General features: G+C 59.3%; 24 protein-coding genes and 2 pseudogenes. 13 read left to right on the top strand and 13 right to left on the bottom strand.

Going from position 1 to position 22,557, the window contains the following annotated elements:
- The 5 genes from JWR14_RS10115 to JWR14_RS10095 form a co-directional block, all read left to right on the top strand.
- A partial coding sequence (locus tag JWR14_RS10115; RefSeq protein WP_299705354.1) for a YbfB/YjiJ family MFS transporter occupies positions 1 to 202 on the top strand: 202 nt, incomplete at its 5' end.
- Between the two features lie 156 nt (positions 203 to 358).
- Positions 359 to 868 (top strand): DUF1697 domain-containing protein, encoded by a 510-nt coding sequence (locus JWR14_RS10110; RefSeq protein WP_299705353.1) that lies wholly within the window; start codon positions 359 to 361, stop codon positions 866 to 868.
- Between the two features lie 66 nt (positions 869 to 934).
- Positions 935 to 1,330 (top strand): polyketide cyclase, encoded by a 396-nt coding sequence (locus tag JWR14_RS10105; protein WP_299705352.1) that lies wholly within the window; start codon positions 935 to 937, stop codon positions 1,328 to 1,330.
- 99 nt (positions 1,331 to 1,429) lie between these two features.
- Positions 1,430 to 2,290, top strand: coding sequence for a class I SAM-dependent methyltransferase (locus JWR14_RS10100; protein ID WP_299705351.1), 861 nt, complete (start codon positions 1,430 to 1,432; stop codon positions 2,288 to 2,290).
- A gap of 131 nt (positions 2,291 to 2,421) precedes the next feature.
- Positions 2,422 to 2,925, top strand: coding sequence for a cupin domain-containing protein (locus JWR14_RS10095; protein ID WP_299705350.1), 504 nt, complete (start codon positions 2,422 to 2,424; stop codon positions 2,923 to 2,925).
- Positions 2,926 to 3,101: 176 nt separating this feature from the next.
- Here JWR14_RS10095 and JWR14_RS10090 read toward each other — a convergent pair whose 3' ends face one another.
- Entirely contained in the window at positions 3,102 to 3,851 is a 750-nt protein-coding gene (locus JWR14_RS10090) for an SDR family oxidoreductase (RefSeq protein WP_299705349.1), read from the bottom strand.
- A gap of 184 nt (positions 3,852 to 4,035) precedes the next feature.
- Here JWR14_RS10090 and JWR14_RS10085 point away from each other — a divergent pair, with 184 nt between their 5' ends.
- From JWR14_RS10085 to JWR14_RS10075, 3 genes are all read left to right on the top strand, one after another.
- Complete coding sequence (locus JWR14_RS10085) at positions 4,036 to 4,926, top strand: LysR family transcriptional regulator (RefSeq protein WP_299705347.1); 891 nt, start codon at positions 4,036 to 4,038, stop codon at positions 4,924 to 4,926.
- A 292-nt stretch (positions 4,927 to 5,218) separates the two neighbouring features.
- Positions 5,219 to 6,022 (top strand): hypothetical protein, encoded by an 804-nt coding sequence (locus JWR14_RS10080; protein ID WP_299705344.1) that lies wholly within the window; start codon positions 5,219 to 5,221, stop codon positions 6,020 to 6,022.
- Between the two features lie 226 nt (positions 6,023 to 6,248).
- The gene (locus JWR14_RS10075) at positions 6,249 to 7,292 is read left to right on the top strand and encodes a rod shape-determining protein (protein ID WP_299705341.1); all 1,044 of its coding nucleotides are present in this window, start codon (positions 6,249 to 6,251) and stop codon (positions 7,290 to 7,292) included.
- 154 nt (positions 7,293 to 7,446) lie between these two features.
- Here the strand turns inward: JWR14_RS10075 and JWR14_RS10070 are convergent, their stop codons facing one another.
- Both JWR14_RS10070 and JWR14_RS10065 read right to left on the bottom strand, forming a co-directional pair.
- Positions 7,447 to 7,848 (bottom strand): VOC family protein, encoded by a 402-nt coding sequence (locus tag JWR14_RS10070; protein WP_299705338.1) that lies wholly within the window; start codon positions 7,846 to 7,848, stop codon positions 7,447 to 7,449.
- A 234-nt stretch (positions 7,849 to 8,082) separates the two neighbouring features.
- A complete protein-coding gene (locus tag JWR14_RS10065) occupies positions 8,083 to 8,727 on the bottom strand; it encodes a TetR/AcrR family transcriptional regulator (RefSeq protein ID WP_299705335.1) in 645 nt (214 codons plus the stop codon).
- Positions 8,728 to 8,888: 161 nt separating this feature from the next.
- Here JWR14_RS10065 and JWR14_RS10060 point away from each other — a divergent pair.
- A pseudogene (locus JWR14_RS10060) lies at positions 8,889 to 9,101 on the top strand (inorganic phosphate transporter); the annotation flags it as partial.
- A gap of 80 nt (positions 9,102 to 9,181) precedes the next feature.
- Here the strand turns inward: JWR14_RS10060 and proX (JWR14_RS10055) are convergent.
- The 9 genes from proX (JWR14_RS10055) to JWR14_RS10015 all read right to left on the bottom strand — a co-directional run bounded on the left by proX (JWR14_RS10055) (position 9,182) and on the right by JWR14_RS10015 (position 19,221).
- Complete coding sequence (gene proX / locus JWR14_RS10055; RefSeq protein ID WP_299705332.1) at positions 9,182 to 10,219, bottom strand: glycine betaine/L-proline ABC transporter substrate-binding protein ProX; 1,038 nt, start codon at positions 10,217 to 10,219, stop codon at positions 9,182 to 9,184.
- Between the two features lie 91 nt (positions 10,220 to 10,310).
- Positions 10,311 to 11,261: a proline/glycine betaine ABC transporter permease gene (locus JWR14_RS10050; RefSeq protein WP_299705329.1), complete on the bottom strand. Its 951-nt coding sequence runs from the start codon at positions 11,259 to 11,261 to the stop codon at positions 10,311 to 10,313.
- The gene (locus tag JWR14_RS10045) at positions 11,251 to 12,435 is read right to left on the bottom strand and encodes a glycine betaine/L-proline ABC transporter ATP-binding protein (RefSeq protein WP_299705326.1); all 1,185 of its coding nucleotides are present in this window, start codon (positions 12,433 to 12,435) and stop codon (positions 11,251 to 11,253) included. Before JWR14_RS10045 ends, JWR14_RS10050 begins: the two co-directional genes overlap by 11 nt.
- Positions 12,432 to 12,788: an NIPSNAP family protein gene (locus JWR14_RS10040; RefSeq protein WP_299705323.1), complete on the bottom strand. Its 357-nt coding sequence runs from the start codon at positions 12,786 to 12,788 to the stop codon at positions 12,432 to 12,434. Before JWR14_RS10040 ends, JWR14_RS10045 begins: the two co-directional genes overlap by 4 nt.
- Positions 12,785 to 13,645: an alpha/beta fold hydrolase gene (locus JWR14_RS10035; RefSeq protein WP_299705320.1), complete on the bottom strand. Its 861-nt coding sequence runs from the start codon at positions 13,643 to 13,645 to the stop codon at positions 12,785 to 12,787. The genes JWR14_RS10040 and JWR14_RS10035 overlap by 4 nt, the downstream gene beginning before the upstream one ends.
- Positions 13,646 to 13,648: 3 nt before the next feature.
- A complete protein-coding gene (locus JWR14_RS10030) occupies positions 13,649 to 14,749 on the bottom strand; it encodes an LLM class flavin-dependent oxidoreductase (protein WP_299705317.1) in 1,101 nt (366 codons plus the stop codon).
- A 41-nt stretch (positions 14,750 to 14,790) separates the two neighbouring features.
- Positions 14,791 to 16,302 (bottom strand): aldehyde dehydrogenase, encoded by a 1,512-nt coding sequence (locus JWR14_RS10025; RefSeq protein WP_366144518.1) that lies wholly within the window; start codon positions 16,300 to 16,302, stop codon positions 14,791 to 14,793.
- Between the two features lie 16 nt (positions 16,303 to 16,318).
- Positions 16,319 to 17,299: a flavin reductase family protein gene (locus JWR14_RS10020; RefSeq protein WP_299705311.1), complete on the bottom strand. Its 981-nt coding sequence runs from the start codon at positions 17,297 to 17,299 to the stop codon at positions 16,319 to 16,321.
- Positions 17,300 to 17,391: 92 nt separating this feature from the next.
- Positions 17,392 to 19,221, bottom strand: a complete 1,830-nt coding sequence (locus tag JWR14_RS10015) for a helix-turn-helix domain-containing protein (RefSeq protein WP_299705308.1) — start codon at positions 19,219 to 19,221, stop codon at positions 17,392 to 17,394.
- 156 nt (positions 19,222 to 19,377) lie between these two features.
- Here JWR14_RS10015 and JWR14_RS10010 point away from each other — a divergent pair, with 156 nt between their 5' ends.
- From JWR14_RS10010 to proX (JWR14_RS09995), 4 genes are all read left to right on the top strand, one after another.
- Positions 19,378 to 19,968, top strand: a complete 591-nt coding sequence (locus JWR14_RS10010; RefSeq protein WP_299705305.1) for an amino acid synthesis family protein — start codon at positions 19,378 to 19,380, stop codon at positions 19,966 to 19,968.
- A gap of 171 nt (positions 19,969 to 20,139) precedes the next feature.
- Positions 20,140 to 20,310 (top strand): hypothetical protein, encoded by a 171-nt coding sequence (locus JWR14_RS10005; protein ID WP_299705302.1) that lies wholly within the window; start codon positions 20,140 to 20,142, stop codon positions 20,308 to 20,310.
- A gap of 2 nt (positions 20,311 to 20,312) precedes the next feature.
- Positions 20,313 to 20,783, top strand: coding sequence for an Lrp/AsnC family transcriptional regulator (locus JWR14_RS10000; protein WP_299705356.1), 471 nt, complete (start codon positions 20,313 to 20,315; stop codon positions 20,781 to 20,783).
- Positions 20,784 to 21,164: 381 nt separating this feature from the next.
- On the top strand, positions 21,165 to 22,193 hold the full coding sequence (proX, locus tag JWR14_RS09995; RefSeq protein ID WP_299705355.1) for a glycine betaine/L-proline ABC transporter substrate-binding protein ProX: 1,029 nt from the start codon (positions 21,165 to 21,167) through the stop codon (positions 22,191 to 22,193).
- A gap of 119 nt (positions 22,194 to 22,312) precedes the next feature.
- Here proX (JWR14_RS09995) and JWR14_RS09990 read toward each other — a convergent pair.
- Positions 22,313 to 22,557, bottom strand: a pseudogene (locus tag JWR14_RS09990) (serine endopeptidase); the annotation flags it as partial.

The following is a 22,557-nucleotide window of genomic DNA, read 5'->3' as shown; positions in this document are numbered from 1 at the left end:
GAGCATTCTCGCGGTGATGACCGCATGCTTTGGCATCGGGCAAATCGTGGGACCGCTTGTGGCCAATGCGATGTACGCACCGCATCATTCGTTCTCGGGGTCGTTGGAGACGGCGGCCGCGGCGCTGGCCGTGGCGGGCCTGTTTTGCATACGTCTGGGCAAGTCTGATCAGGGATCTGCCGCGGTTCAACATCAGCACTAGTGTGCTCGCCTGGCTTCTGGAAAGATCCATTCGTGGCATTTTCGGAAAAACGGCATCGTGAGCAGGAAAAGTCGGCCGGCGCTACGAACGCGAGATCCAGTTTAGCCGGCCTACGGTACACAGCCACGCAGGTGGAAATGGCAATAGAATAGTCGGATGACTACTTACGCCGCTCTCTTGCGAGCCGTGAATGTTGGCGGCACCGGCAAGCTTCCCATGTCCGAACTTCGCGCAATGTGCGAGTCCTTGGGCTTTTCCAATGTGCGCACGTATATCGCCAGTGGCAACGTCGTGTTCGAAAGCAAGCTTTCGGAGGCATCGGCGAAAGCAAAACTGGAGCGTTGTCTTGAGACTTATGCGGGAAAGCCGGTAGGGGTTCTCGTGCGGACGGGCGCTCAGCTAGCAGCGGTTCTTGCCAACAATCCCTTCAGCTCAGCGGCACCGAATCGAACCGTCGCAATCTTTCTCGACGCACCGCCGCCCCCGGATGTACTGGACAGTGTAAGTGGTCAGCAAACGGAAGAAATCGCACTCGGGACGCGTGAGATTTATGTGCACTACAAAGACGGAATAGCCCGTTCAAAACTGAAAATCCCGGGTGCCGCGACTGGAACCGGTCGCAACATGAATACCATGGCCAAGCTCGCCGAATGGACGGCAGCGTAGGTGGCTTGTCATGGGTAATTCGCTGAGCATTTCGCCTGGTTGCGGCTTATTTCGAGGAGTAAATCGATGCTGGATGTCATGACAATAACCGTCTCCATCGATCGTGACTGGCAAGACCTGTACAACGCGATATGGCGTCCTGAAGCATTTCAAACTTGGGCATCGGGACTATCAGAGTCGACGCTCGAAGCGTGTGGCGATCACTGGAAAGCTCACGGCCCGGGGGGAAGCGTGACTATCCGGTTCACTGGCCACAATCCGTTCGGCGTGATGGACCATTACGTTTACCTCGCCAGCGGCGAGGAAGTCTATGTGCCGCTGCGCGTCTTTCAAAATGGTGCCGGAGCCGAGATGGCATTCACGTTGTTTCGGCAAGCAGGAATGTCAGTTGAAAAATTCGAAGCGGACGCCGCTTGGGTAAGACGCGATCTGGCCGCGCTTCGTGAGCAGTTTTCTTCATGATTGCCCGTTGCGTTTAAATGGCAGCGTCAAGGTCCGGGCAGTAACGTGCAGCCCGCCGCTTCAGACGAACACGAAGACGAACAAACAGGATCGAAAATCATGAACGACAAGCCAGATGCAGCGCCCGACAGCACGGCAGCGCGAGTCGCCTTGTGGCGCGCTCTGCATATTGAGGCTGACGCGCCGCCGCATGTACTTGAAGATCAAATCGGCCTTGAGCTGCTGGCCCCGGACAAAGACTGGCGTAGCCGCGGAGACATGGACCCGCAGTTCACACGTCCCTTTCGCGCCTCAATCGTGGCTCGCGCCCGCTTCATTGAGGATCTGGTCGTAGAACAGACGGGCCACGGGCTGAGTCAGTATGTCATCCTCGGCGCCGGGCTTGACAGCTTCGCACAGCGCAGGCCAGAGATCGCGTCCCGCCTCAAGGTGTTTGAGATCGACCAGCCAGGTCCTCAGGCATGGAAGCGTCAGCGTCTGGTCGAGCTCGGGCTCGGCGTCCCGGACTGGTTGCGCTTCGTGCCGGTCGATTTCGAGGCGGGCGAGGCCTGGCGAGATGAGCTCGTGACTGCCGGTTTCGATGATAGCAAGCCGGCAATCGTGGTCTCCACGGGCGTCAGCATGTATCTCACCAAGGAGGCGAACGCGGCCACGCTGCGTCAGGTCGCGGCAATGGCTCCGGGATCGACGCTTGCCATGACGTTCCTGCTCCCGCTGGAACTGGCAGACCCCGAGGTACGTCCCGGGCTTGAGATGGCGGAGAAGGGAGCGCGGGCCAGCGGAACACCGTTCCTCAGCTTTTTCACGCCACCGGAGATTCAGGCGCTGGCCCGCGAAGCGGGCTTTAGGGAAGCACGGCACGTCTCGGCGGCCGATCTTACGCAGCGCTATTTCATCGACAGAACAGATGGTCTGCGCCCGCCAAACAATGCGGAGGAACTGCTGGTAGCCAGTACATAGCTGCCCGCGCACTTTCCGATCAACATGACGGTTTCACCCTGGAGGCAGTCGTAGGTGACACCCGTGACACCCCGACATGACTCTTGAAGCGGTATTCGAACCAGGACGATCAACGTTGTTATGGAGAATGCATGAGCGCTAAGGCCGATGAACTTGTCAGGAAGCTCATACGAAATTTTGACGAAGTCGAGAAGACGGCGGAGGTTCGTTTGCCTCTATACGAGACGCTCAGCGCGCGGCTTGGAACGAATACATCGGCCAAACACCTCGGCGCATCGATTGATATTGTCGCTGCGGGCAAGCGCTCATGTCCGTACCACTTTCACCATGCGCAAGAGGAAATGTTCGTCATCCTCGAAGGGGACGGAACGCTCCGCGTTGCAGACGAATTGATCCCGATCAAAGCCGGCGATGTCATTTTCATTCCCCCCGGTCCTGAGTATCCGCATCAGATCATTAACTCATCGGAAGCCCCGCTCAAATACCTCTCGATCAGCACACGAGACGACCCGGAAGTCGTTGAGTATCCGGACTCGGGGAAGTACCAGGCGATCGTTCGCGGCAAGGAGGAGGCACCCCTTCGCGTTATTCAGCGAAAAGGTAATTCCCTTGATTACTGGGATGATGAACCCTAGGTCTGCGGTGTGGCTTGACGCACGAACGCTGAGTGATCGAAGTGAAGTCTCTAGTTGAACCGTCGTTTGGTAGTTTTCTCATGTCTTTCCCTTGGCTCGGTAAATAGTTCGGAAATCTAACTAATACATAAATTTGTACCCGGATTTGCGGGCCTCCTTCTTGCAACCTTCGGGCCTCAGATCTGGCCGACGCCACCGTCGTCCATCAGATCCGCACCCGTCATGTACGAACTCTGGTCGGACGCCAGGAAGAGCGCGGCGCTGGCCATCTCCTCGGCGCGGGCGAGTCGACCGAGCGGGATCATGCTCAGGTACATCTTCACCAGAGCCTCGCGCTCTTCGGGAGTCGCGGCCTGAGAGTCGAGGATCGGGGTATCGGTTACACCTGGGCTCAGCGTGTTGACGCGGATGCCACGATCCTTGAATTCCGCAGCCCAGGTGCGGGCATAGGAACGCAACGCCGCCTTGGTCGCGGCGTAGGTGGTGTGTCCTGGAATGCCCATGACGTGCATGGCCGACGAGACCAAAACGATCGATCCACCCGCTGTCATCAGTGGCAACAGCTTTTGCACGAGGAAGACGGGAGCGCGGGCGTTGAGGTTGAATGTCTTGTCGAAATGAGCGGGCGTGAGGGTGTCGATCGAAGCCTGCTCCGTTAAGCCCGCGTTCGACACGATGATGTCGACAACCCCCTTTTTGTCCCTTACCGCTGCTGCGACACGGTCGAGGTCATCGGGGTTCGTGACGTCAGCCTGGAGTGCGGTGACGTTGCGTTCGATCAGTTTGGCGGCTTCATCGAGCTGAGCTTGCCGACGGCCGAAGATGAAGACGTGAGCGCCTTCGGCGACAAACCGCTGGGCGATCGCCAGACCGATGCCGGTCGTGCCGCCGCTAATAACGGCAACCTTGCCTGCGAGAGTGGACATTGAAACCTTCCGTCTGTTTTTGATTGAAAGGAACAGGATAATTGCTGCCGCCAATAATGATAATGCGCAGATTTTTCATAAGATCTATTCTTCAAAAGAATGAGTCGCGTACTATCAGGGGCGTTCGAAGGCCACTGACAATCAAGCAATCATCGCTAATGATTAAATCTGTAGAAGACTACAAATGGATCGTTTTCACGAATTGAACGCCTTCATCGCCGTGGTCGAAGCGGGCGGTTTTTCCGCCGCCGCGCGTAGAACCGGCGACTCACAGTCCGCTGTCAGTAAGGCGATCGGCGCGCTGGAAAGACGCCTTGGCGTGGTGCTGTTTAACCGGAGCACGCGCAGCGTCACCCTGACTGATCAGGGGCAGCAATACTATGATCGGACGAAACCGCTGGTTGAGGAGATGAATGAAGCCGACAGCGAACTCACAAGCAGTACGCTCAATGTCTCCGGTCTGATCAGGATCGCCGCATCCTCTACTTTTGGCCGGCTTCACGTTCTCCCGCTCATCCCCGACCTGCTATCACTGAATCCCGGCCTTCAGGTAGACCTCATTCTTTCGGACTTCGTTCGAGATATGGTGGAGGATCGGATTGACCTGGCGATCCGGGTGGGCCCCGTCAACGAACCTGACGCGGTTGTCAGGCGCGTGGCCAGTACCCCGCTCGTATGCGTCGGATCCCGTCGCTACTTCGAGCAACGCGGAATACCAAAGACCCCCTCCGAGCTCGTTGACCACAACTGCCTTCTATATGGCGGCCTGATGGAGTCAGTGAACTGGCCGTTTGTAGGACCGAAGGGTCGATTCAGCGTGTCCGTTCGCGGAAATCTTTCATCCAACAGTGTCGAAACGATTCGGGCAGGTGTTCTTGCCGGTGTGGGAATTGGGCTGTTTGCCAAGGTCTCTCTTGCTGACGAACTCCGACATCCGGACGTGATCACGATTCTCGAAGAATTTATGAGCGACGTCAGAGACCTAAGCCTCATCTGGCCAAAACGTCGGTATGTACCGGCACGCGTGCGCCGCGCGACTGACTTTTTCGCTGCGGCCCTCCCGCTGCGTATTTAGGCGAATGGGATCAATCGGCCAGGGCGAAGGATCAGCCTGAAAAACACCTTGGCGTCATTGCAATGGCATACAGGCGGAAAGTCGATGCCAAGCGTCTCAGGTTCAAGTAAAGCGTGGAGAGGCTGATCGACTAGAACGGGTCAATCGTGGCCTATCGCGCGGGCCACCTCTGAGCCAGCAGCACTGCACCCGACATAATTGGAAACAGCCCACGCATCCGTTTCATCGATCGCCACGCCCTGCCCCGGACAACGGGCAACTTGGAACTATACTGGGGCATCTGGAGGTTTCAATGGCTGATCACGACCGACTACATCCACTACGTCCGTTCCTGAAAAATTGGGTTTGGGAGCATGGGCGAATTGGGACTCGCTATCTCGACTTCGTCGACGGCGAAATCAAGTTCGATGAAGGCAAGAAATCGCATTTCGCCGCCGAAGAATATATCTACGTACCCCTCGATAAGGACGCCAAAGACGATGGCTCTGCAGAGGGTCCTGCGATCCAGGACGCGGGCCTTGCGCGGTTTTTGCGGGCAGCGCAATTAGGCACGCCGGAGGAAGCCGGTTCTATCGCGGAGGTTCAGCGCGCCGTGCAGGATTGCGTGGAACTCGGCTTGTTCAGCGCATATCAACTCGAGGCTCGGGAAGCATTGGCCCGCTATGCAGAGGAGGCCATGTTCGATGACGAGATCCGCGCGGCGGTGGTCGTTGACATACGGCGTATCTACACCGGGATGCGGGAGCAACTGGCGCTGTACGATTTCAGTGTGCTCTACGGCTTGCCCACGCCGCTGCTGATCAACGAGACGCCCTTCATCGACTGGCGTGTGCGCGTCAGTCCGGGACTTCCGTTTGTATCGCTTCCGCTGGGACCTTATTGCCTGCTGGTCGGCGCGGTATCGGGCAGGAAAAGCCGGATCGGCCCGGTTGTCTGGAAGGCCGCTAGTGCGATGGGCCCGTTGAAGGACCACAATCGCCTGATCGCGCAGCACGCACGCCTGTGGCTGGTGGCGACTACGGATGACCAGCTCGTCGCGCCACAAAGCCGCCTTGCCGCAACCATGGGCTCCAGACAGGAAGATACGAAACCCTGATTGCTGGCTGATTACTGCCATACGGCGGATCCAATGCAGCCCCGCTACGCTGATTTGCCGGAACTCGAGGACGGCCAGCCCCGCCTTCCCCACCTCGTCGATAACGACGTGCTTGCGGCGCTGGGGCTCCGTTCCCCCGAAACTGTTACTCTTCCCCATTCTCGACCGCAACCTGGTCGCACGTGATGGGGCCAAGCGCTTGGCGTCAAGCAAGACAGGATTTTGAATGTTCGGTTTTCTACGCAGTTATTTTTCCAACGATCTGGCCATTGATCTCGGCACCTCAAATACGCTGATCTACATGCGTGGCAAGGGTATTGTCCTCGACGAACCCTCGGTCGTGTCGATTCGCCAGGAAGGCGGCCCGAATGGCAAAAAAACTATTCTGGCCGTGGGCAAGGAAGCCAAACAGATGCTCGGCAAGGTGCCCGGCAACATTGAAGCTATCCGCCCGATGAAGGACGGTGTGATCGCCGACTTCAGCATTACCGAGCAAATGATCAAGCACTTTATCCGGATGGCGCACGAACCCCGCATGTTGGCGCCATCGCCGCGGATCGTTGTGTGCGTTCCTTGCGGATCCACTCAGGTCGAACGACGTGCGATCAAGGAAGCCGCGCATAGCGCCGGCGCGTCGCAGGTGTACCTGATCGAAGAACCCATGGCTGCCGCGACCGGTGCCGGCCTGCCCGTGTCCGAGGCGACCGGCTCAATGGTGGTCGACATCGGCGGCGGCACCACGGAAGTCGGCGTCATTTCACTTGGCGGTATTGTGTACAAGGGTTCCGTGCGCGTTGGCGGCGACAAATTCGACGACGCGATCGTCAACTATATTCGTCGCAACTACGGCATGCTGATTGGTGAGCAGACGGCTGAAGCCATCAAGAAGGAGATCGGCTCCGCGTTCCCTGGCTCCGAAGTCAGGGAAATGGACGTGAGGGGCCGCAACATGTCCGAAGGTATTCCGCGTAGCTTCACGGTATCCAGCAATGAGATCCTCGAAGCCCTCTCCGACCCGCTGAACCAGATAATTTCAGCGGTGAAAATCGCGCTCGAAAACACGCCCCCTGAACTGGGCGCCGACATCGCCGAACGCGGCATCATGCTCGCGGGCGGCGGTGCGCTGCTGCGAGACCTCGACCGCCTGCTTGCTGAAGAGACCGGCCTGCCCGTGCTCGTCGCTGAAGAGCCGCTAACGTGCGTCGTGCGCGGCTCGGGCATGGCGCTCGAACGCATGGACAAATTCGGCAGCGTCTTCTCCTACGATTGACAGCGGCGGCATAGCCGCTCTTACGGTCACTGCTTCTTGATCTTTGTGCGGTCGATCAGTTCCGGCCTCCATCGCCGTGACGATCTGACCGTTGATCCAGCAAATGGTGAACCCACTTGATAGAGGCATAGGTTCCGGATGCTATCCGCACTATTTAAAACAGCTTTTGCCATTGATCCTGCTTGTGCATATCGGCGCGAGTGTTGATCTCGATCAGGACGCCACCCGGTGAGCGGCAAAAGAACCGGGAACCACGCGAGTTGTTAAAGACCTCAGTTTCCATGCGAACGCCATCCTCCAGGAATTCCTGATAGAGGGTATGCACGTCATCCAGGCTGTCCACCTCCAGGCCGAAGTGGAAGTTCTTGGGCCAAACCGGCACTTCTTTCGCCACGTGGTCCAGAACGATGTCAAAGCCGTTCCGTTTGAGCAGGCAGCTCTCTCCGGCGGCAACGATCTCGCAGCCGAGGTACTTCTCAAAAAATGCAGCCGTCTCTGCTACGTTGGTAGTGGGAAAGCTCAGGTGGTTCAGCTTTGCTTCTTTATGAAGGTTCATGATCGGTCTCGCAAAAAAGTTGATATAGCAGTAGAGCGACTGGTCACCGATCGATCCCCAACCGCTTGTGCCGATCGTGTGATGCTCCACGGGGTCCATTTTGCGAGTAATTGCTCGATTTTAAAACTCGCATTGACCCACTCACCTGCGTGAGCGCGCAACGCAACACTGGCGAGGGTTTCACGCAACTGCCACAACAACGATACGAATAATTGCTCGCATTTTAGAAGTCACCTATTTCCGGGCCCGTTGCGGCTTCTCGGGCTGACAATCCACGATCCCCAGGTACCCGAACAAGGCACGGCTGACGCGGCTTTCCAGATCTCCCCGATCCGATTCGCCGCGCTCTCCCGCTGCATCCACGATGGCGCGAAGGACTGCGACGAGATCGTCGGTCGTAGTCTCCATGTTTAGCTGCGGTGGAATATCTTTACGGACCAGAATCTGCCGGATCACTTCGCGAAAAGCGGCCTTCGAAGCCGCCAGTTCATTGGCAATGGCAGGGCGGTTTTCCTCGAAGTCGAGCGCGCGTGCAAGCGCAGGACGACGCAGTTGCTGGTGGACCGAGACAGCAATCAGATGCTTCAATGCCTTCTGACCCGTCGGCTCGTTCAATGCGCCCTCAGCCTCGGTAAAGAACACGGCCCCTTCCCGCATGCTGAGCGCAACAATGAGCGCGTCCTTGTTCGGAAAGTATTGATACAGGGAGCCGACGCCAACCCCCGCGCGCTGCGCGACGAGATTGGTATTCATCCCTTCCATCCCCTTCGTTTCGAGCACACGGGCCGCTGCCTCCAGAATCGTGGCAACGGTTTGTTCGGCACGGGATTGCTGCGGAATTTTTCGGGGCTTTAATGATTGACGCTTGGTTTTCGTCACAACGCGGCCTGATGAAAAACGAGTATTAACTCGGATTCTACAGCGTAGCGGGTGAGCCTTTAACCTGCAGCAAGGGACACAGCCAGTTTATTATCAGCGTGCTAAAAACAATAGGAAGGTATCCGAAATATTGTCACAAATCCTTCAATGATGCCTATGCCCAGGGTGTATCGGCCGAGATGGTCGCAATGCTGACTATTGGAGGCGCGGATCTTTACGGACTCCCGGTATCGACCACGCACATACTGACGTCGGGCGTAGCGGGCACGATGGCCGCGAATGGTTCGGGCCTCCAATGGAACACCTTGCGAAGCCTGGTGCTGGCCTGGGTGCTGACGCCGCCCGCGTCCATTGCGTTGGCCGCGGCGCTGTAGTGGCTGTTTCGGGTGAACGATTGAGCGTACCCAACAAGGCTGGCGCTCCAACAACACCCGGCGGCATCAGAACTCTCGTGCTAGCGCGCCTTGCTCGCCGCCGCAACCCACTGTTCAAATTGCGGCTTGTTGCTCGCAAGCCATTCATCGGCGAGCTTCGTGATCTGCGTCGCCGACCCACCGTTTTTGCTGATTGCGTACTCCCACTGCGACCATGTCGCGACAGGGATCTTGATCTGTTCGATCAGTGCCCTGATCGCAGGATTGGCAGCGATAAACTCTTTGCTCGCCACGGTATTGAAGTTCCATGACGACATCGCCATGCGACACGGATCAGCACCGCCAGCACAGCCCTCCACGCCTTTAATAAGCGCAGAACCCTTGTTGGGGACGTTGGGCGGGAGGGCATCAGCGGGCGTAGGCAGCCAGACCACATCCTTTCCCGGAACCAGCGCGTTGGTGGCCCACGACGGGCTCCAGGCGTAGAAAAATGCGGGCTTGCCGGCCTTCACGCGCGTCACTGCATCGACCATCAATGCCTCGTATTTGCCGCGCACCGCGTGGACATTTTTCTTGAGGCCGAATTTTTCCAGCTGGTAATCCACCACGTCACCGCAGCTCCATCCCGGGTCGCAACTAATCATTTCCGCCTTGCCGTCGCTGCCGAAGAGCCCCGCTATCTTCGGATCCTTCATTTGCTCCAGACTGGTGATGTTGTACGCAAGCGCCGTCTTCCTGTCGATCACATAGCCGTTGATGCCGCCACCCACAATCATGCCGTTGCCAACGACTTCCGCCTGTTTTTCAACGGCCCGAAAGCCAGGCTCGCGCTGGGGAAAATTCACGTCGGTCGCGATGTCCGCGTCGCCCTGCGCCGCAGCCTGGAAGAACAGCGTGGTGTTCATCGTGCTCAGCTTCACGTCGTAGCCGAGCGCCTTCATCGCTTTCATCACGATCTGTGCCGCCACATAGTTCCCGCCAAGGCTGTCACCCTGCGCGTAACGAATCGTCTTGCCGTCGCCGGGTAGCGTGGGCGAGGCTGCAACCACGCTCGCCGATGTCAGGCCGACCACTGCGACGGCGGCGAGCGCGCTTACTGCCCGGACAAATGCTCTCATCAATGCTCCTCTTTCGTGATCGTTCGATCGTCTGGTTTTGAACCAGACGCGCTTTGAGTACGCTTAGTTCAGCTCATGCATTCACGCGTCATCACAACGCCTTTTCAGCATCGTGGGCCGTGTCTGCCGGCGTACCCCTGGGAACCCGTCCACCGCGGATGAACCTCGCCAGCACCGGCAGAAGCGCGCTCTTGGTGCCGCCCTTCGACTGGGCCAGCTTCTGCGTGATGCGATCAAGCATCATGGCGAGCAGCACGATGGCGATACCGCCAATGGCCGCCTGACCGACATCGAGACGTCCCAGACCTTGAAGCACCACCAGCCCCAGACCTTCCGCACCGATCATCGCGATCACAACCGACATCACCATGGCGGTGAGCACGGTCTGGTTGAGACCACCCAGGATGGTCGGGATGGCCAGCGGTAACTGAACCTCCCAAAGAAGCTGGCGTTTATCTGCGCCGAAAGCGAGACCCGCCTCCACGATCTCATGGTCGACCATGCGAATCCCGAGATGAGTGAAGCGGATGAGCGGCGGCATGGCCGTGATGACGACCGCGACCTCGCCCGGTACCGTGCCCACACCAAAGAGCATCACCACGGGCACGAGATACACAAACGTCGGCGTGGTTTGCATGATGTCCAGCACGGGGCGGACGATCCGCCAGACCCGGTCGCTGCGTGCACACCAAATGCCGATCGGGATGCCGATGACCGCGCAGAACACAATGGCGGTCGCGATCAACGAGAGCGTTGTGATGGCCTGATCCCAGACGCCAAGCATCGCGATAACAATGAGTCCCACCAGGGTAAACGCAGCGACCCCAAGGCTCGCCAAGCGCCATGCGAGCAGGAACATCAACAACAACATGATCGGGAACGGGATAGCGTGGAGCGCGCTGTCGTTGAAGTTCAACAGCCGTTCAACGGGCCATTTGATGAGCAGGAAGAACGGCCGCAAGTTGAGCGCGATCCATTGCACACCGTGCTGGATCCAGTCCCCAACAGGCAGGCCTGCGAGATCATCGGCTTTAATTAACATGGCGTGCTCCCGCGGCGCCCGGAGCGCCAATGCCGGCCAGAATCTGCCCGGCTTCCAGACGGCCTATCAGCCGGCCGGTGTCGTCTATGACGCCGATCGCGCCGCCGCTGCGATAACTGCCGGCGACATCGACGAGCTTGGTATCGGCGGGCACGCAGGTGAAGCGGCTGTCCGGCCGGGGCATCGCGCCGCCGCGCGCCAGTTCTATCTCGGACGCCGTGACGGTGCCGAGGATGCGCTCATCGGCGTCGAGCATGAAGCCCGGTCCCGGTTCGCCGGATGCGTCACCCAGGACAATCCCGTTCGGACCGCGCAGGATGGTCACGAGCGATGTCATCACCGAGCCTGCATCAAAGAGTCTTCCGCGGTCGACTTCACGGGTGAACGCGGCGACGTAATCGCTGCCGGGTTCAAGCACGATCGACTGCGGCGTGCCTTCACGCACAAGCCGTCCCTCCGACATGATGGCAATGCGCGAGCCGAGCTTGAGCGCCTCCTGGAAGTCGTGCGTGATGAACAGGATGGTCTTGCTTAACGTGCGCTGCAGGCGCAGCAACTCGTCCTGCATCTCAGTGCGGATCAGCGGGTCCAGCGCGCTGAATGCTTCGTCCATGATGAGGATGTCGGCGTCGGTGGCGAGCGCTCGCGCCAAGCCCACGCGTTGGCGCATCCCGCCGCTCAGTTCATGCGGCATGTGATAAGCCCAACGCGCGAGGCCGACCACGCTCAGCACTTCCTCCGCGCGCTTGCGCCGCTGCGGGGCCGACATGCCGCGCAGCTTCAAGCCGAACTCGACATTCTCAATCACACGCCGGTTGGGCAGCAACGCGAAGTGCTGGAAGACCATGGAGATGCGATTGCGCCGCACGTCGCGCAAACCGGCTTCATCGAGTGTGCAGATGTCCTCGTCGTCCAGCAGGATCTTTCCAGCACTCGGTTCGTTAAGACGATTGATGCAGCGTGCAAGCGTGGACTTGCCCGAGCCCGACAGTCCCATGATCATGTACATGGCACCCGACGGCACGTTCAGGGAAACGTCGTCGAGTCCGACGACCTGGCCCAGCGTCTCCTGCACTTCCGACTTGTTTTTCCCGGCGTGCAGCATCGCCAGCGCCCGCTCAGGCTTGTCCGTGAACACCTTGTACAAGTGCTCGATCTTCAAGCGCTCGGTCATAGCCTCTTCTCCTCTTGAGAGCCGACGAAACCGGAAAGATGCTGCAACGGTGAAAAATCCGTCGGCACGAGAATCCTGTTTTCCGCCTGCTCGATGTTCTCTGACAGCTTGGGCAGGAAAGCCTGCCATCTTGAATCATTCGCCAGTTGCTGACGGCGGGCCGCCCGGTCCTGAAGGTCAGCGTAAGCCCACAAATGCGTCACCTGACTGAGCGGACCGATCTCGGTGGTGAAATACCCCACGAGCCCGCCGAGGATCGGCTGCTGGATCGCCAGCCCCTCCTCCCGCACAAGTTGCAGATAACGGCCCATGCAGCCGTTCCTGATCCGATAGATCCGCTCCTCGACAATCATTGGCGCATCTCCTCCTCACGCATTTCACTATCTTCACCCGCCAGAAAGGGGCGCATCAGCGCCGCGACGAGATCGGGTGCCTCGATCAGGATCGAATGCCGCAGGCCGGGCAGGATCTCGAGTTGCGAACCGGGAATGCGCTCGTGCATGAAATGCGCCATGCGCGGGTTGGAGCCCTGGTCCTCCTCTCCGGTCGCGATCAGGGTCGGCACGCTGATCTGATCGATAAGACCGCCGAAGTCCGTTTGCGCCAGCACACGATAAGCGGCCGCGTAGCAGTCCGGATCGTTCTCGGCGTTACGCTGGCGCATGCGCGCGACCAGCTCGGGATGACGCTGCTGGAACCCTTCAGTAAGCCACCGCGACACTGACGCATCGTAGTGCGAGCCCCGGTCGCCGGATTGCAGCGCAGCAAGCCGCGCTGCCACCCGCTCACGCTCCTCGGGCGTACGGCCAGCCACAGTAGCCAATAACACGAGCTTCCTCAGGCGTGGTGCGTGCGTGAGCGCCAGCCGCTGCGCAATCAGGCCACCGAGCGAGAAGCCGGCGAGGTCGAATTTGTCGAAGCCCACATGGTCGGCAAGCGCCAGCACGTCACCCACGAAATCATCGATTTCATAGCGGCCCTTGATCAGCGATGAGCGTCCGTGACCACGCAGATCCAGCGTGAGAATGCGGAAGGTATCGCCCAGTTTTGCCGCGACGCCTTCCCACGCGTCGAGACTCGACCCTACACCGTGAATGCAGACGAGCGCACGCGAACCCTCGCCCTGCAGCCGATAATTCAGCACCACGCCACGGCCAGTGAACGTGAGGTCATCGGTTGCGTGCGTCGTTGAAGTCCTGGCGGCGTCCATGGTTCAGTACCCCACAGCCGCGACGTTCGGTTCGCCCTGTGAATCCTGTTTGCGTTCGGCATCGCGGGCGGCAAAATGCGGCATCACGTCATCGATAAAGAGGCGCAGCGTCCTGACCTGGAGGTCGAACGGCAGATTGAACGAGAGGCCCAGGCAGTATTGATCGACGCCCTGGTCTTCGTAAATCTGCAGCTTCCGGATCACCTCGTCCGGCGTGCCGAACATCAGGTTATCGCGAATATTGGCGGGGTCGTAGTTAGCACGATTTGCCACCGTCTCGTAAGGCACGGGCTCAGGGAAACCGTCCTTGACGGTGCCAATGTTCTGCATCAGGTTCTCGAAGGTGCGGCCATAATCCACGCTGTGGCGCACGGCGGTTTGCCAGTCATCAGGGCGATCGTATACGCAGGTGCGCCGCTGCATCATGAAGCGCGGACGGGCACGCTCGGGATGGTCGGATACCGCCTTGCGGAATTTCTCGCCCAGCACCGCGACTTCAGCCGGCGGCGCGGACAGCGGGGTAGACAAAATGTTCGCGCCAATGCCAACCGCCCAGTCGAAACTGCCGGGGTCGCGTGTGGCCACCCAGATAGGCGGATGGGGTTGCTGCAATGGCTTGGGCACGGACGTCGCCAGCGGAAACTTCCAGTAGTGCCCGTCATGGGCATAGTCGCCTGCCCAAAGCTTCTGCACAGCCGGCACGAGCTCCTTCATATACCCGACGCCTTCCTGCTGAGGAATACCGCCGGCCATGCGATCGAACTCGTACTGATACGCACCGCGCGCAATCCCGAATTCGAGGCGTCCACCGGTCAGGTGATCGCACATGGCGGCTTCGCCGGCGAGCCGGATTGGTGACCAGTATGGCGCGACCAGCGTCGCTGTTCCGAGCCTGATGCGCTGCGTGTGCTGCGACAACCAAGTCAGGATAGCGAACGGATTAGGCGAGACGGTGCATTCGATCGTGTGATGCTCGGCGGTCCAGAGTGTTTCGAACCCGCCTTCGTCGGCCATGCGAGCCAGCGCCAGCATATTGGACATGGCCGTCGACATTGAATCCTCCGGCGAGAACCGCTCCATGCTGATTGAGATGGCAAATTTCATAATGGGTCTCTTGAATTGGTTTTTTTGGCAACGCGCATGGCTCAGCGCAAACGAATGACGAACGGGTCTTGCATGGCGCCCGAGTAGTCGATCACGACATTCTTCAGACGCGAGAACTCGCGCATCACTTCAAAACCGCCGCGCCGGCCGTAACCGCTTCGCTTGGTGCCTCCGTTCGCGGACATATAAGCCGCCGAGCGATAGGTGTTGACCCAGACCGTGCCTGCCTCAATATCACGTGCAAAGCGTAGCGCGCGGTCGATGTTCTGAGTCCAGATGCCAGCAGCCAGACCGTATTCAGTATCGTTGGCAAGCGCGATGAGTTCCTCTTCCGTGTTGAACGGAACCACGCCCACGACCGGTCCAAAAATCTCTTCCTGCATGAAGCGCATCTCATTCCGGGCCTGCGTCATCACCGTCGGCTCGAAGTACCAGCCGCGCGATAAAGCCGAGTCTTTTGGCTGGCCTCCGCCGATCGCGATCTTCGCGCCTTCGCTCACGCCGGAGGCAACATAACCCACCACTTTGTCGAGTTGACTGGCGAGAGCGAGCGGTCCGATATCCGTGTCGTCGGCCATCGGGTGCCCGACCTTGACACGACGCGTACGCTCGACAAGAGCCTCGACGAAACGCTCATACACCGGTGCCTCGACGAAGCAGCGCGAACCCGCCACACAGGTCTGCCCGGCTGCCGCGAAGATGCCCGATACAACGCCGTTCACCGCCCTGTCCACGTCGACATCCGAGAACACGACATGCGGCGACTTGCCGCCCAGTTCCATCTGGCAGGGCACGAGATTTTCTGCCGCGTTCCCGGCGATCTTGCGTCCGGTCACCGTGCTGCCGGTGAAGACAAATTTGGCGATGCCGGGATGGCGCGTGAGCGCATCGCCGGTCGTTGCGCCGTCACCCGTGACCACGTTGAACACGCCCGGCGGAAAGCCCGCTTCAATCGCCAGTTCAGCGAGCGCGAGCGTCGAAGCCGCCGCGTGTTCCGAGGGTTTGACAACGATCGTATTGCCTATCGCGAGACACGGTGCGAGCGTGCCCGTGAGCATCATCAGCGGCGAATTCCACGGGATGATCATGCCCACCACGCCTATGGGCTCACGCAAATTGAAGTTCAGCGTGTCGAGCTTGTTGACCGGGATCGTGTCGCCCTGAAGCTTGTCGGCCATCCCGGCGAAGTAGAGATACGAGTCAGGGATAGCCCGCATCTGTGCGCGCATTTCCTTGATGAGTTTGCCGTTATCGCGGCACTCGATCAGCGCCAGTTCGTCCGCGTTGGCGAGGACGAGATCGGCAAGACGGCGCACCAGTTTGCCGCGATCAGTTTGCGTGATCCGGCGCCACGCCGGGTTCTTCAATGCCGCTTGCGCCGAACGCACAGCGGCGTCCACGTCGTCGGCATTGGCCTGCGCAAACTCATACCAGGGCGCAGCCGTCGTCGGGTCATAACTCGATACATATTGGCCGCTGCGTGGAGGCGTGAACTCTCCATGGATAAATAGATTCTGTCTCGACCCTTGCAAACTTTCGACTGTCGTTTTCATCATGTCCTTTCCAGATTCAAGGTTGCGAATGCTGCATGTGAGGTTGCGCTGCGCTTACCATCGCGACGCGGCCGCCATCGTGTGAATCCATGTAAATGCCAAACCGGCCGCCGGCGCTTTCGTTCACATAGCGCCGCAGCATTCCGCGTATTTCCGATGTCGGAATGTCGTCATAGGGAAGCTGGTCGAGCGGGAAGAAACGGAAGTTCCCGGGGATCTCGCAGGCCGCACGCGGCAATGCCAGGCGGGCGCGGTAGATCAGGTAACCGGAGTCGCTGCAGGCTGCATCGAAGACGGAATAGAGGAACGTATCGTCGGGCAGCAACTCCAGATCGTCTCCGCCTGCAATAGGAAGCCGGCCATTGACGAGCCGGTGCGGGGCGCTGGGCAGCGTCCAGCCGTTCTTGCCATCGCTTGCGAGCAGCAGCGACCCTTCGGCCTCGATGAGATAACCGACGATCATGTTGTGCGATGAGAGCCAGCCCGGCGGCAACGGATTTTTGACTTGCGCATAGCGGCCGCGGCAAAAACCCAGCGGCGCTGAGGGACTGGTTCCGAAGGCCTGGACACGGCCGATGAGAATTGTGTGGTCGCCTGCATCAACCCGGTCATGGACCGTGCAGTCGAACCATGTCAGGCATTCGGTCAGCACCGGCGCGCCAGTGTGGACGCCGTCGTGACTGACGGCGGCGAATTTATCGGCGGATTTGGAGGCGAACAGATTGGAGACGTCGGTCTGCGCTTCGTGCAGCAGATTGACGGCGAAGTGATCGGTATCCTGGAAGACCGGATAACTCGAAGCGCCCTTTCCTACGCATACAAGGAGCAGCGGCGGATCAAGCGACACCGACGTGAACGAGTTTGCCGTCATCCCGCGCGGACGGCCTTCGGCGTCGCGGGTCGTGACGATCGTCACCCCTGTCACGAAGGTGCCGAACGCTCGGCGCAAGGCCACCGGATCCACGGCGACGGGTTTATCTGAAACTTCGGCTTGCATGTACTTCACCTCGAACGTCGTTACGTTGAGGTCTAAGTTAAGCCATGCAAAAACCGATTTCTTCCGCTGGATCGAAGGACGTCCGAGCCTGATTACCCTCTCATTCGAGGTATGGACTTCGAGCGCTTTGCAGACGGTATGCTGTTCTCAACCAAGCTGTGCAGTTGCAACGCAAGTTCGATCGCGAAACGCTGCTCCGGCGTTTCGACCTGGATGCCAAACAGGTCCGAGATCCGCGACAGGCGATACCGCAACGTGGTCACGTGAAGGTCCATCGCATCGGCGCACTGCTGACTGCGGCAGCCTGAGCGAACATAGGCAGCCAGGGTTTCGAGGTAGGCCGACTTGTGCTTCTTGTCGTGCTCCACTACCCGGCCTATGGCGCCGTCGATGAAGCTGCGCACATCGGCGGAGTCGGCGGCGCCTATCAACATGGGCAACGGTCCGAAGTCGGGGACAGTCATTGCGCCTCGTCTGCCGAATGTGCGCGCCACCCGGATCATGCGCCAGCAGCGCTCCCATTCGTTCGCAATCGATTCGAGACCTTCGCACGTATCGCCAACGACCACGATGGGTTCACTGCCAAACGACCGGAACAGTGTCTCGGAGACGCGCTGCGCCAATCGTGCTACCCGGTCCAGTTCCACGCCCTCCTCATGCGGCACGAGACACACTAGCGCGCCGCCAACCGTCACGATGTGCACCGCAACATGCAACTGCGCGGCGAGCAGCGCGACCGCACGATGAGCATCGACAGAAAGATCCGAGGACGCATCTGTCCGATCCGGAAAATCGGTCACGAGCATGCGCAGGGGTGCCGCCAGTGATAGCCCAAGGCGACGGGCGCGGCGCAGCATATCCTGCTCGTCGCGCCAGCGCCGCTCGACGATCTCGAAGAACAATTCGGTCAGCGTGCGTGTCTCGAAGCGAAAGCGTATGACGCTGCGCATCAATTGCACGCTTAGCGCAAACTTCGCACTTTCGATGAGGAGTTTCTGTAGATCATTCGCGTCGGCGTTGTCGAAGGTGAGCAACGCGCCGACCGCTTCATCGTCGACCATGAGCGACTCCACGCGGGCATCGAGCGAGAGCCTGTCGCCAAGGTGCAGCGTGATGGTCTCGGCGTGCCGGGTGGTGACAGCGTCCCGGACCTCGCCAAGAATCTGACGGCCCGTCCCACCCTCGAGCATGAGGCGCCACGCGTCGTTATCGTAAGCGTCAGGCACTGGCGACGCGGACGCAAGCAGGCTGCTTGCGAAGAAATCCAGGACGAGCACAGGCGCATTGAGAAGATCGCCGAGCATCGCGGTGAGCGTTTCTATGGAGCCGCCGGCGAGCACTTCCTGCAGCAGCGAACCCTGCGCGCCCAGCACGCGACGCAGTTGTTCGGCCGCAGCAATCTGCGCTTGATGACGATGCGCACGTTCAATCGCAATCGCCCCCAGATGCACGATGATCCCCATGAACGCGAGATCATCCGCGGACACGTCCACCACTTTGCGCGACGAAACGGCCATGACCATGGGCCGCCCTTCTACGTCGACACTCGCCATGGGATAGATCAGCACAGTGCAATAGCCGCGCTCGTGTGCTTCAAGCCGATATCCGGGGAATTCAACGGACTCGCGCGCGTCGCGGATATACACGGGCTCGAAACGCTGCAGGGCAACCAGCGCGGGACTCGTCGCCAGTTCCCAGCGATCTCCTAGTGGGCGGCGCAGCATGGCATTGGTTTCATAACGCGCAGTGACCAGCGCGAAACCGTGCGCGAGGTCCACGGTCATGATTGATCCCAGGTCCCACGAGCCGTGCCGGCATGCCGCCTGGATAAGGTCCCGCAGCAGCGTATCAAGGTCGCCGTCTGAGTTGATTTGGCTCGCGACATCACGAAGCGACATGATCCGCGACAGTTGATCTGGCATATCAGAGCATCCAAAAGTCTTATTTCAATATACGACATAACGTAGCAAAAAATAAAAGATTCATCCCCCGAAGGCGCGGAGGACGCACCCTGTTCGCGTCGTTAGCATTCGTATTGAACGAGTCAATAACCAACCGCCAACCAATGGAGTGCGCACATGGAAACTGGGATTCGCAAGATCGCGACGTTTATTGAAGAGACCGTCATCGAGGGTGGCCGGAAAGCCGAGCGGCCGATCACAACGGTGGTCGTTGCAGCAATTGTCCGCAATCCGTGGGCAGGAAAAGGCTTCGTGGAAGACCTCCGGCCGGAGATCCTGCGTCTTGCTCCGGTGCTGGGTGCCGAGATGACACGGCGGCTTGTGGCCATCATGCCGGCCGATCGCGTCGAGGCTTATGGCAAGGCGGCAACGGTGGGTGTCAACGGTGAGATCGAGCACGGCTCAGCGCTGATCCACACGCTTCGCTTTGGCAACATGTTCCGTGAGGCAGTGAAAGGCACCGCATTTCTCAGCTTCACGAACACGCGCTCAGGCCCAGGCGCGCTCTTGTCTGTTCCCATGATCCATAAGTCGGAAACGGGCAAGCGCTCGCACTTCATCACGGCGACGTTCCAGGTGGCGGATGCTCCCGGCCCCGACGAAATCCTGATCGCGATCGGCGCGGCGGACGGCGGGCGCGCTCATCCGCGCATTGCCGATCGCTTTCAGGACATGGCGGAGATGGAGGCCGAAAAGGCGAGCGCTTGATCAGCGGGATATGCTGGCGGACGTGACCCGGAGCGGCTAGATCCAGGCGACGTGCAGCCGTCATCAAGGCAAACATAGGTGCTTACCGGGCAATCGGCGCTTTGCCTTGCAGCGTGGATCTCGCGCTCGCGTATTGACACGGCTACTAACGTTGTTCGTGAAGGAGCAGTAATGCGTGCATCACCCATTGCGTTGGCCGTGCCATTCGGCGGCCACTATCGCGACAAAAAACGCTACGAAGAGCAATACGAAGCGCATGCGCGCCCGGTCGAATTGTTGAAGCTGGCATTGACGCATGACGCGCATCACCTGATTGAGTGCGTTATCCCGGTGGCCGTCTGACGGTGGTCAAGCTCGACCGCTACGACATCGCCATCCTGCGCGTTCTTGCCCGCGATGGCCGCATCACGAAATCAAGACTCGCCGAAGAAGTGAACCTGTCGATTTCACCCACTTGGGAACGCGTGCGCAAGCTTGAAGAGAGCGGCGTCATCAAGGGCTATCGTGCGGAACTCGACTGGGTCGGGACGCTCAACGCGAGCCGGATCGTGGTGGAAGTGACGCTCGCGCGACATACGGAGCGAGACATGCGGCGCTTCGAGGAGGCCATGCAGGCCGCGCCGGAAGTCGTGCAATGCTATGCGACGGGCGGCGGCGTGGACTATGTATTGCACGTCGTCTCACGCGATATTTACCACTACCAGCGCTTCATTGACTCCTTGCTGATAGGGGAAATCGGAATTGAACGTTACTTTACTTATATCGTTACGAAGGTAGTGAAGAGCATGCCTGACAGCGTGCCCGACTGGGAGTGAAGAACGCTTCGGGGCGATGTTGAAAAAAAGAATGGCAATCGGGCGCATGCCCATCCTTACCGCTCTGATGGTTTCTCCTACCCTCGCAGGACGTCACCGAATGCGCACCATGGACAAGCCATGGTGCGCATTCCAGACCGCACGTCACATCACGACCCCCAAACTGCCCGCCACGAAGCCGCCGGGCCGACACCGTACGTTGAACGGTAGGCCATCTTGCTGCCGCCATCCTTCCTTTCGATGGAAGACGCATTTTTTAGTGTCACGTAACTTATATCCCATCTGCACGACGGCAAAACCGATTCCTCACTTCGATAAGTCGCCGAGGCGGAAGTAGACCAAACCTCAATATCAAACAGGGAGATGACCTTCATGAAAGCAATGATGCGAGCGGCAACGGTCGCGGCGTGCGTGGCGTGCGTGGCATTGGCAACGCCTGTAATGGCCGCATCACCGCAGGCTCAGCCGGGTGCGGGCAAGACGATTCACTATGCGCAGACCGACAGCCTGGGCGCGAATTACGTCGCGGTACAGATTGTGAAGAAGGCGCTCACGTCGCTCGGCTACGAGGTGAATTTGAGCACGATGGGGACGGTGCTGTTCTTTCAGGCGGTCGCGCAAGGTGACGTCGACATGGAGACCGATGTCAATTTTCCGCAGAGCGAGCCCGATTTCCGCGTGGTCCAGGCTCAGGCTGAAATGGTCGGCGGCGGTGAGATTATCGGCGGTGGTATCAACGGCTATCTGATCGACAAAAAGACCGCTTTAGCGCACAACATCACCAGTCTCGAACAGATGAAGGACCCGAAGATTGCCGCGCTGTTTGGGGACAACGACAAGGCGCAACTGATCAGCTGTGATCCGGGCTGGAGTTGCGGTGACGTGGTCAATTATCAGTTGGACAAATTCGGACTCCGTCAGACCGTGCATCCGGTAAGCGGTAAATACGAGGCGCTGATGGCGGACGTCGTGACTCGCGTCAAGGCAGGCAAGCCGGCGTTCTTTTACGCATGGAGTCCGTCATGGACAGTCAACGTGCTGGTTCCGGGTAAAGATGTCGTGTGGCTGCCGACGCCGACCGACGCGTTGCCGCCGAACGTGCCGAACCACGGCTCGGCGCTCGTGAATGGCGTTGAAGGATGTGCGGGCGGCGCTAATCCGTGCCGCATGGCAATGGCATCCTGGAACTACGGTGCGGTCGCGAACAAGCAGTTTATCGCGGCCAATCCTGTCGTGAAGAAGCTCGTCGAGCAAATCCGTTTCCCGTCGGCGACATGGTCAGCCTGGGAACTTGCGATCAGCAAGGGCAACGGCGCGACAGCGGTCGTCTCGACGCTCGCGGATCAGTGGCTCGCCGCGAACAAAACGCAGTTCGACGGCTGGGTTGATACGGCCCGCAATGCGCACTAAGAAGTAGATGCGATCGTGCGGGACGGTGGCCGATCCGCTCCCGCACCTTCGCGAAATCTCTTCCAGTGTTCAAGCTCAGCATGTCATGGGGCTAAACGCTTACCCGAACGGACTCTCAGCTATTTGACCGCAACCGCTTCTTTCCCACACGAAGGACAATAATGTGCAAACGCGTTCTTCCGCGTTTCGCAAAAGGCGCATGCGTCAAACAAGCTGATGCCGCAATGCATGCAGAAATCGAGCTTGGGATTGCTGAGGTCGGCCTTGCGTTCGCATCCCGGACAGATGCCCTTTGCAAAGCGGCTTTGGGCAACGTCATAACTCAGTGCCTGGCGACGTTGGTCGTCGGGTAAGGTCTCCGCGG

It is taken from the genome of Caballeronia sp. (assembly GCF_028292365.1).
Classification (GTDB): Bacteria; Pseudomonadota; Gammaproteobacteria; order Burkholderiales; family Burkholderiaceae; genus Caballeronia.
Note: the sequence above shows the minus strand (reverse complement) of the source record. Positions and strands in the feature narration are given on the sequence as shown.

What these genes read in the sequence shown, in the direction of transcription:
- JWR14_RS10015 (WP_299705308.1), bottom strand. Translation starts at nt 19,221, where the DNA reads ATGCCAGATCAACTGTCGCGGATCATGTCGCTTCGTGATGTCGCGAGC.
- JWR14_RS10070 (WP_299705338.1), bottom strand. Translation starts at nt 7,848, where the DNA reads ATGAACCTTCATAAAGAAGCAAAGCTGAACCACCTGAGCTTTCCCACT.
- JWR14_RS10005 (WP_299705302.1), top strand. Translation starts at nt 20,140, where the DNA reads ATGCGTGCATCACCCATTGCGTTGGCCGTGCCATTCGGCGGCCACTAT.
- JWR14_RS10105 (WP_299705352.1), top strand. Translation starts at nt 935, where the DNA reads ATGCTGGATGTCATGACAATAACCGTCTCCATCGATCGTGACTGGCAA.
- JWR14_RS10090 (WP_299705349.1), bottom strand. Translation starts at nt 3,851, where the DNA reads ATGTCCACTCTCGCAGGCAAGGTTGCCGTTATTAGCGGCGGCACGACC.
- JWR14_RS10080 (WP_299705344.1), top strand. Translation starts at nt 5,219, where the DNA reads ATGGCTGATCACGACCGACTACATCCACTACGTCCGTTCCTGAAAAAT.
- JWR14_RS10045 (WP_299705326.1), bottom strand. Translation starts at nt 12,435, where the DNA reads ATGACCGAGCGCTTGAAGATCGAGCACTTGTACAAGGTGTTCACGGAC.
- JWR14_RS10035 (WP_299705320.1), bottom strand. Translation starts at nt 13,645, where the DNA reads ATGGACGCCGCCAGGACTTCAACGACGCACGCAACCGATGACCTCACG.
- JWR14_RS10040 (WP_299705323.1), bottom strand. Translation starts at nt 12,788, where the DNA reads ATGATTGTCGAGGAGCGGATCTATCGGATCAGGAACGGCTGCATGGGC.
- proX (WP_299705332.1), bottom strand. Translation starts at nt 10,219, where the DNA reads ATGAGAGCATTTGTCCGGGCAGTAAGCGCGCTCGCCGCCGTCGCAGTG.
- JWR14_RS10095 (WP_299705350.1), top strand. Translation starts at nt 2,422, where the DNA reads ATGAGCGCTAAGGCCGATGAACTTGTCAGGAAGCTCATACGAAATTTT.
- JWR14_RS10110 (WP_299705353.1), top strand. Translation starts at nt 359, where the DNA reads ATGACTACTTACGCCGCTCTCTTGCGAGCCGTGAATGTTGGCGGCACC.
- JWR14_RS10010 (WP_299705305.1), top strand. Translation starts at nt 19,378, where the DNA reads ATGGAAACTGGGATTCGCAAGATCGCGACGTTTATTGAAGAGACCGTC.
- JWR14_RS10025 (WP_366144518.1), bottom strand. Translation starts at nt 16,302, where the DNA reads ATGAAAACGACAGTCGAAAGTTTGCAAGGGTCGAGACAGAATCTATTT.
- JWR14_RS10100 (WP_299705351.1), top strand. Translation starts at nt 1,430, where the DNA reads ATGAACGACAAGCCAGATGCAGCGCCCGACAGCACGGCAGCGCGAGTC.
- JWR14_RS10085 (WP_299705347.1), top strand. Translation starts at nt 4,036, where the DNA reads ATGGATCGTTTTCACGAATTGAACGCCTTCATCGCCGTGGTCGAAGCG.
- proX (WP_299705355.1), top strand. Translation starts at nt 21,165, where the DNA reads ATGATGCGAGCGGCAACGGTCGCGGCGTGCGTGGCGTGCGTGGCATTG.
- JWR14_RS10020 (WP_299705311.1), bottom strand. Translation starts at nt 17,299, where the DNA reads ATGCAAGCCGAAGTTTCAGATAAACCCGTCGCCGTGGATCCGGTGGCC.
- JWR14_RS10030 (WP_299705317.1), bottom strand. Translation starts at nt 14,749, where the DNA reads ATGAAATTTGCCATCTCAATCAGCATGGAGCGGTTCTCGCCGGAGGAT.
- JWR14_RS10075 (WP_299705341.1), top strand. Translation starts at nt 6,249, where the DNA reads ATGTTCGGTTTTCTACGCAGTTATTTTTCCAACGATCTGGCCATTGAT.
- JWR14_RS10050 (WP_299705329.1), bottom strand. Translation starts at nt 11,261, where the DNA reads ATGTTAATTAAAGCCGATGATCTCGCAGGCCTGCCTGTTGGGGACTGG.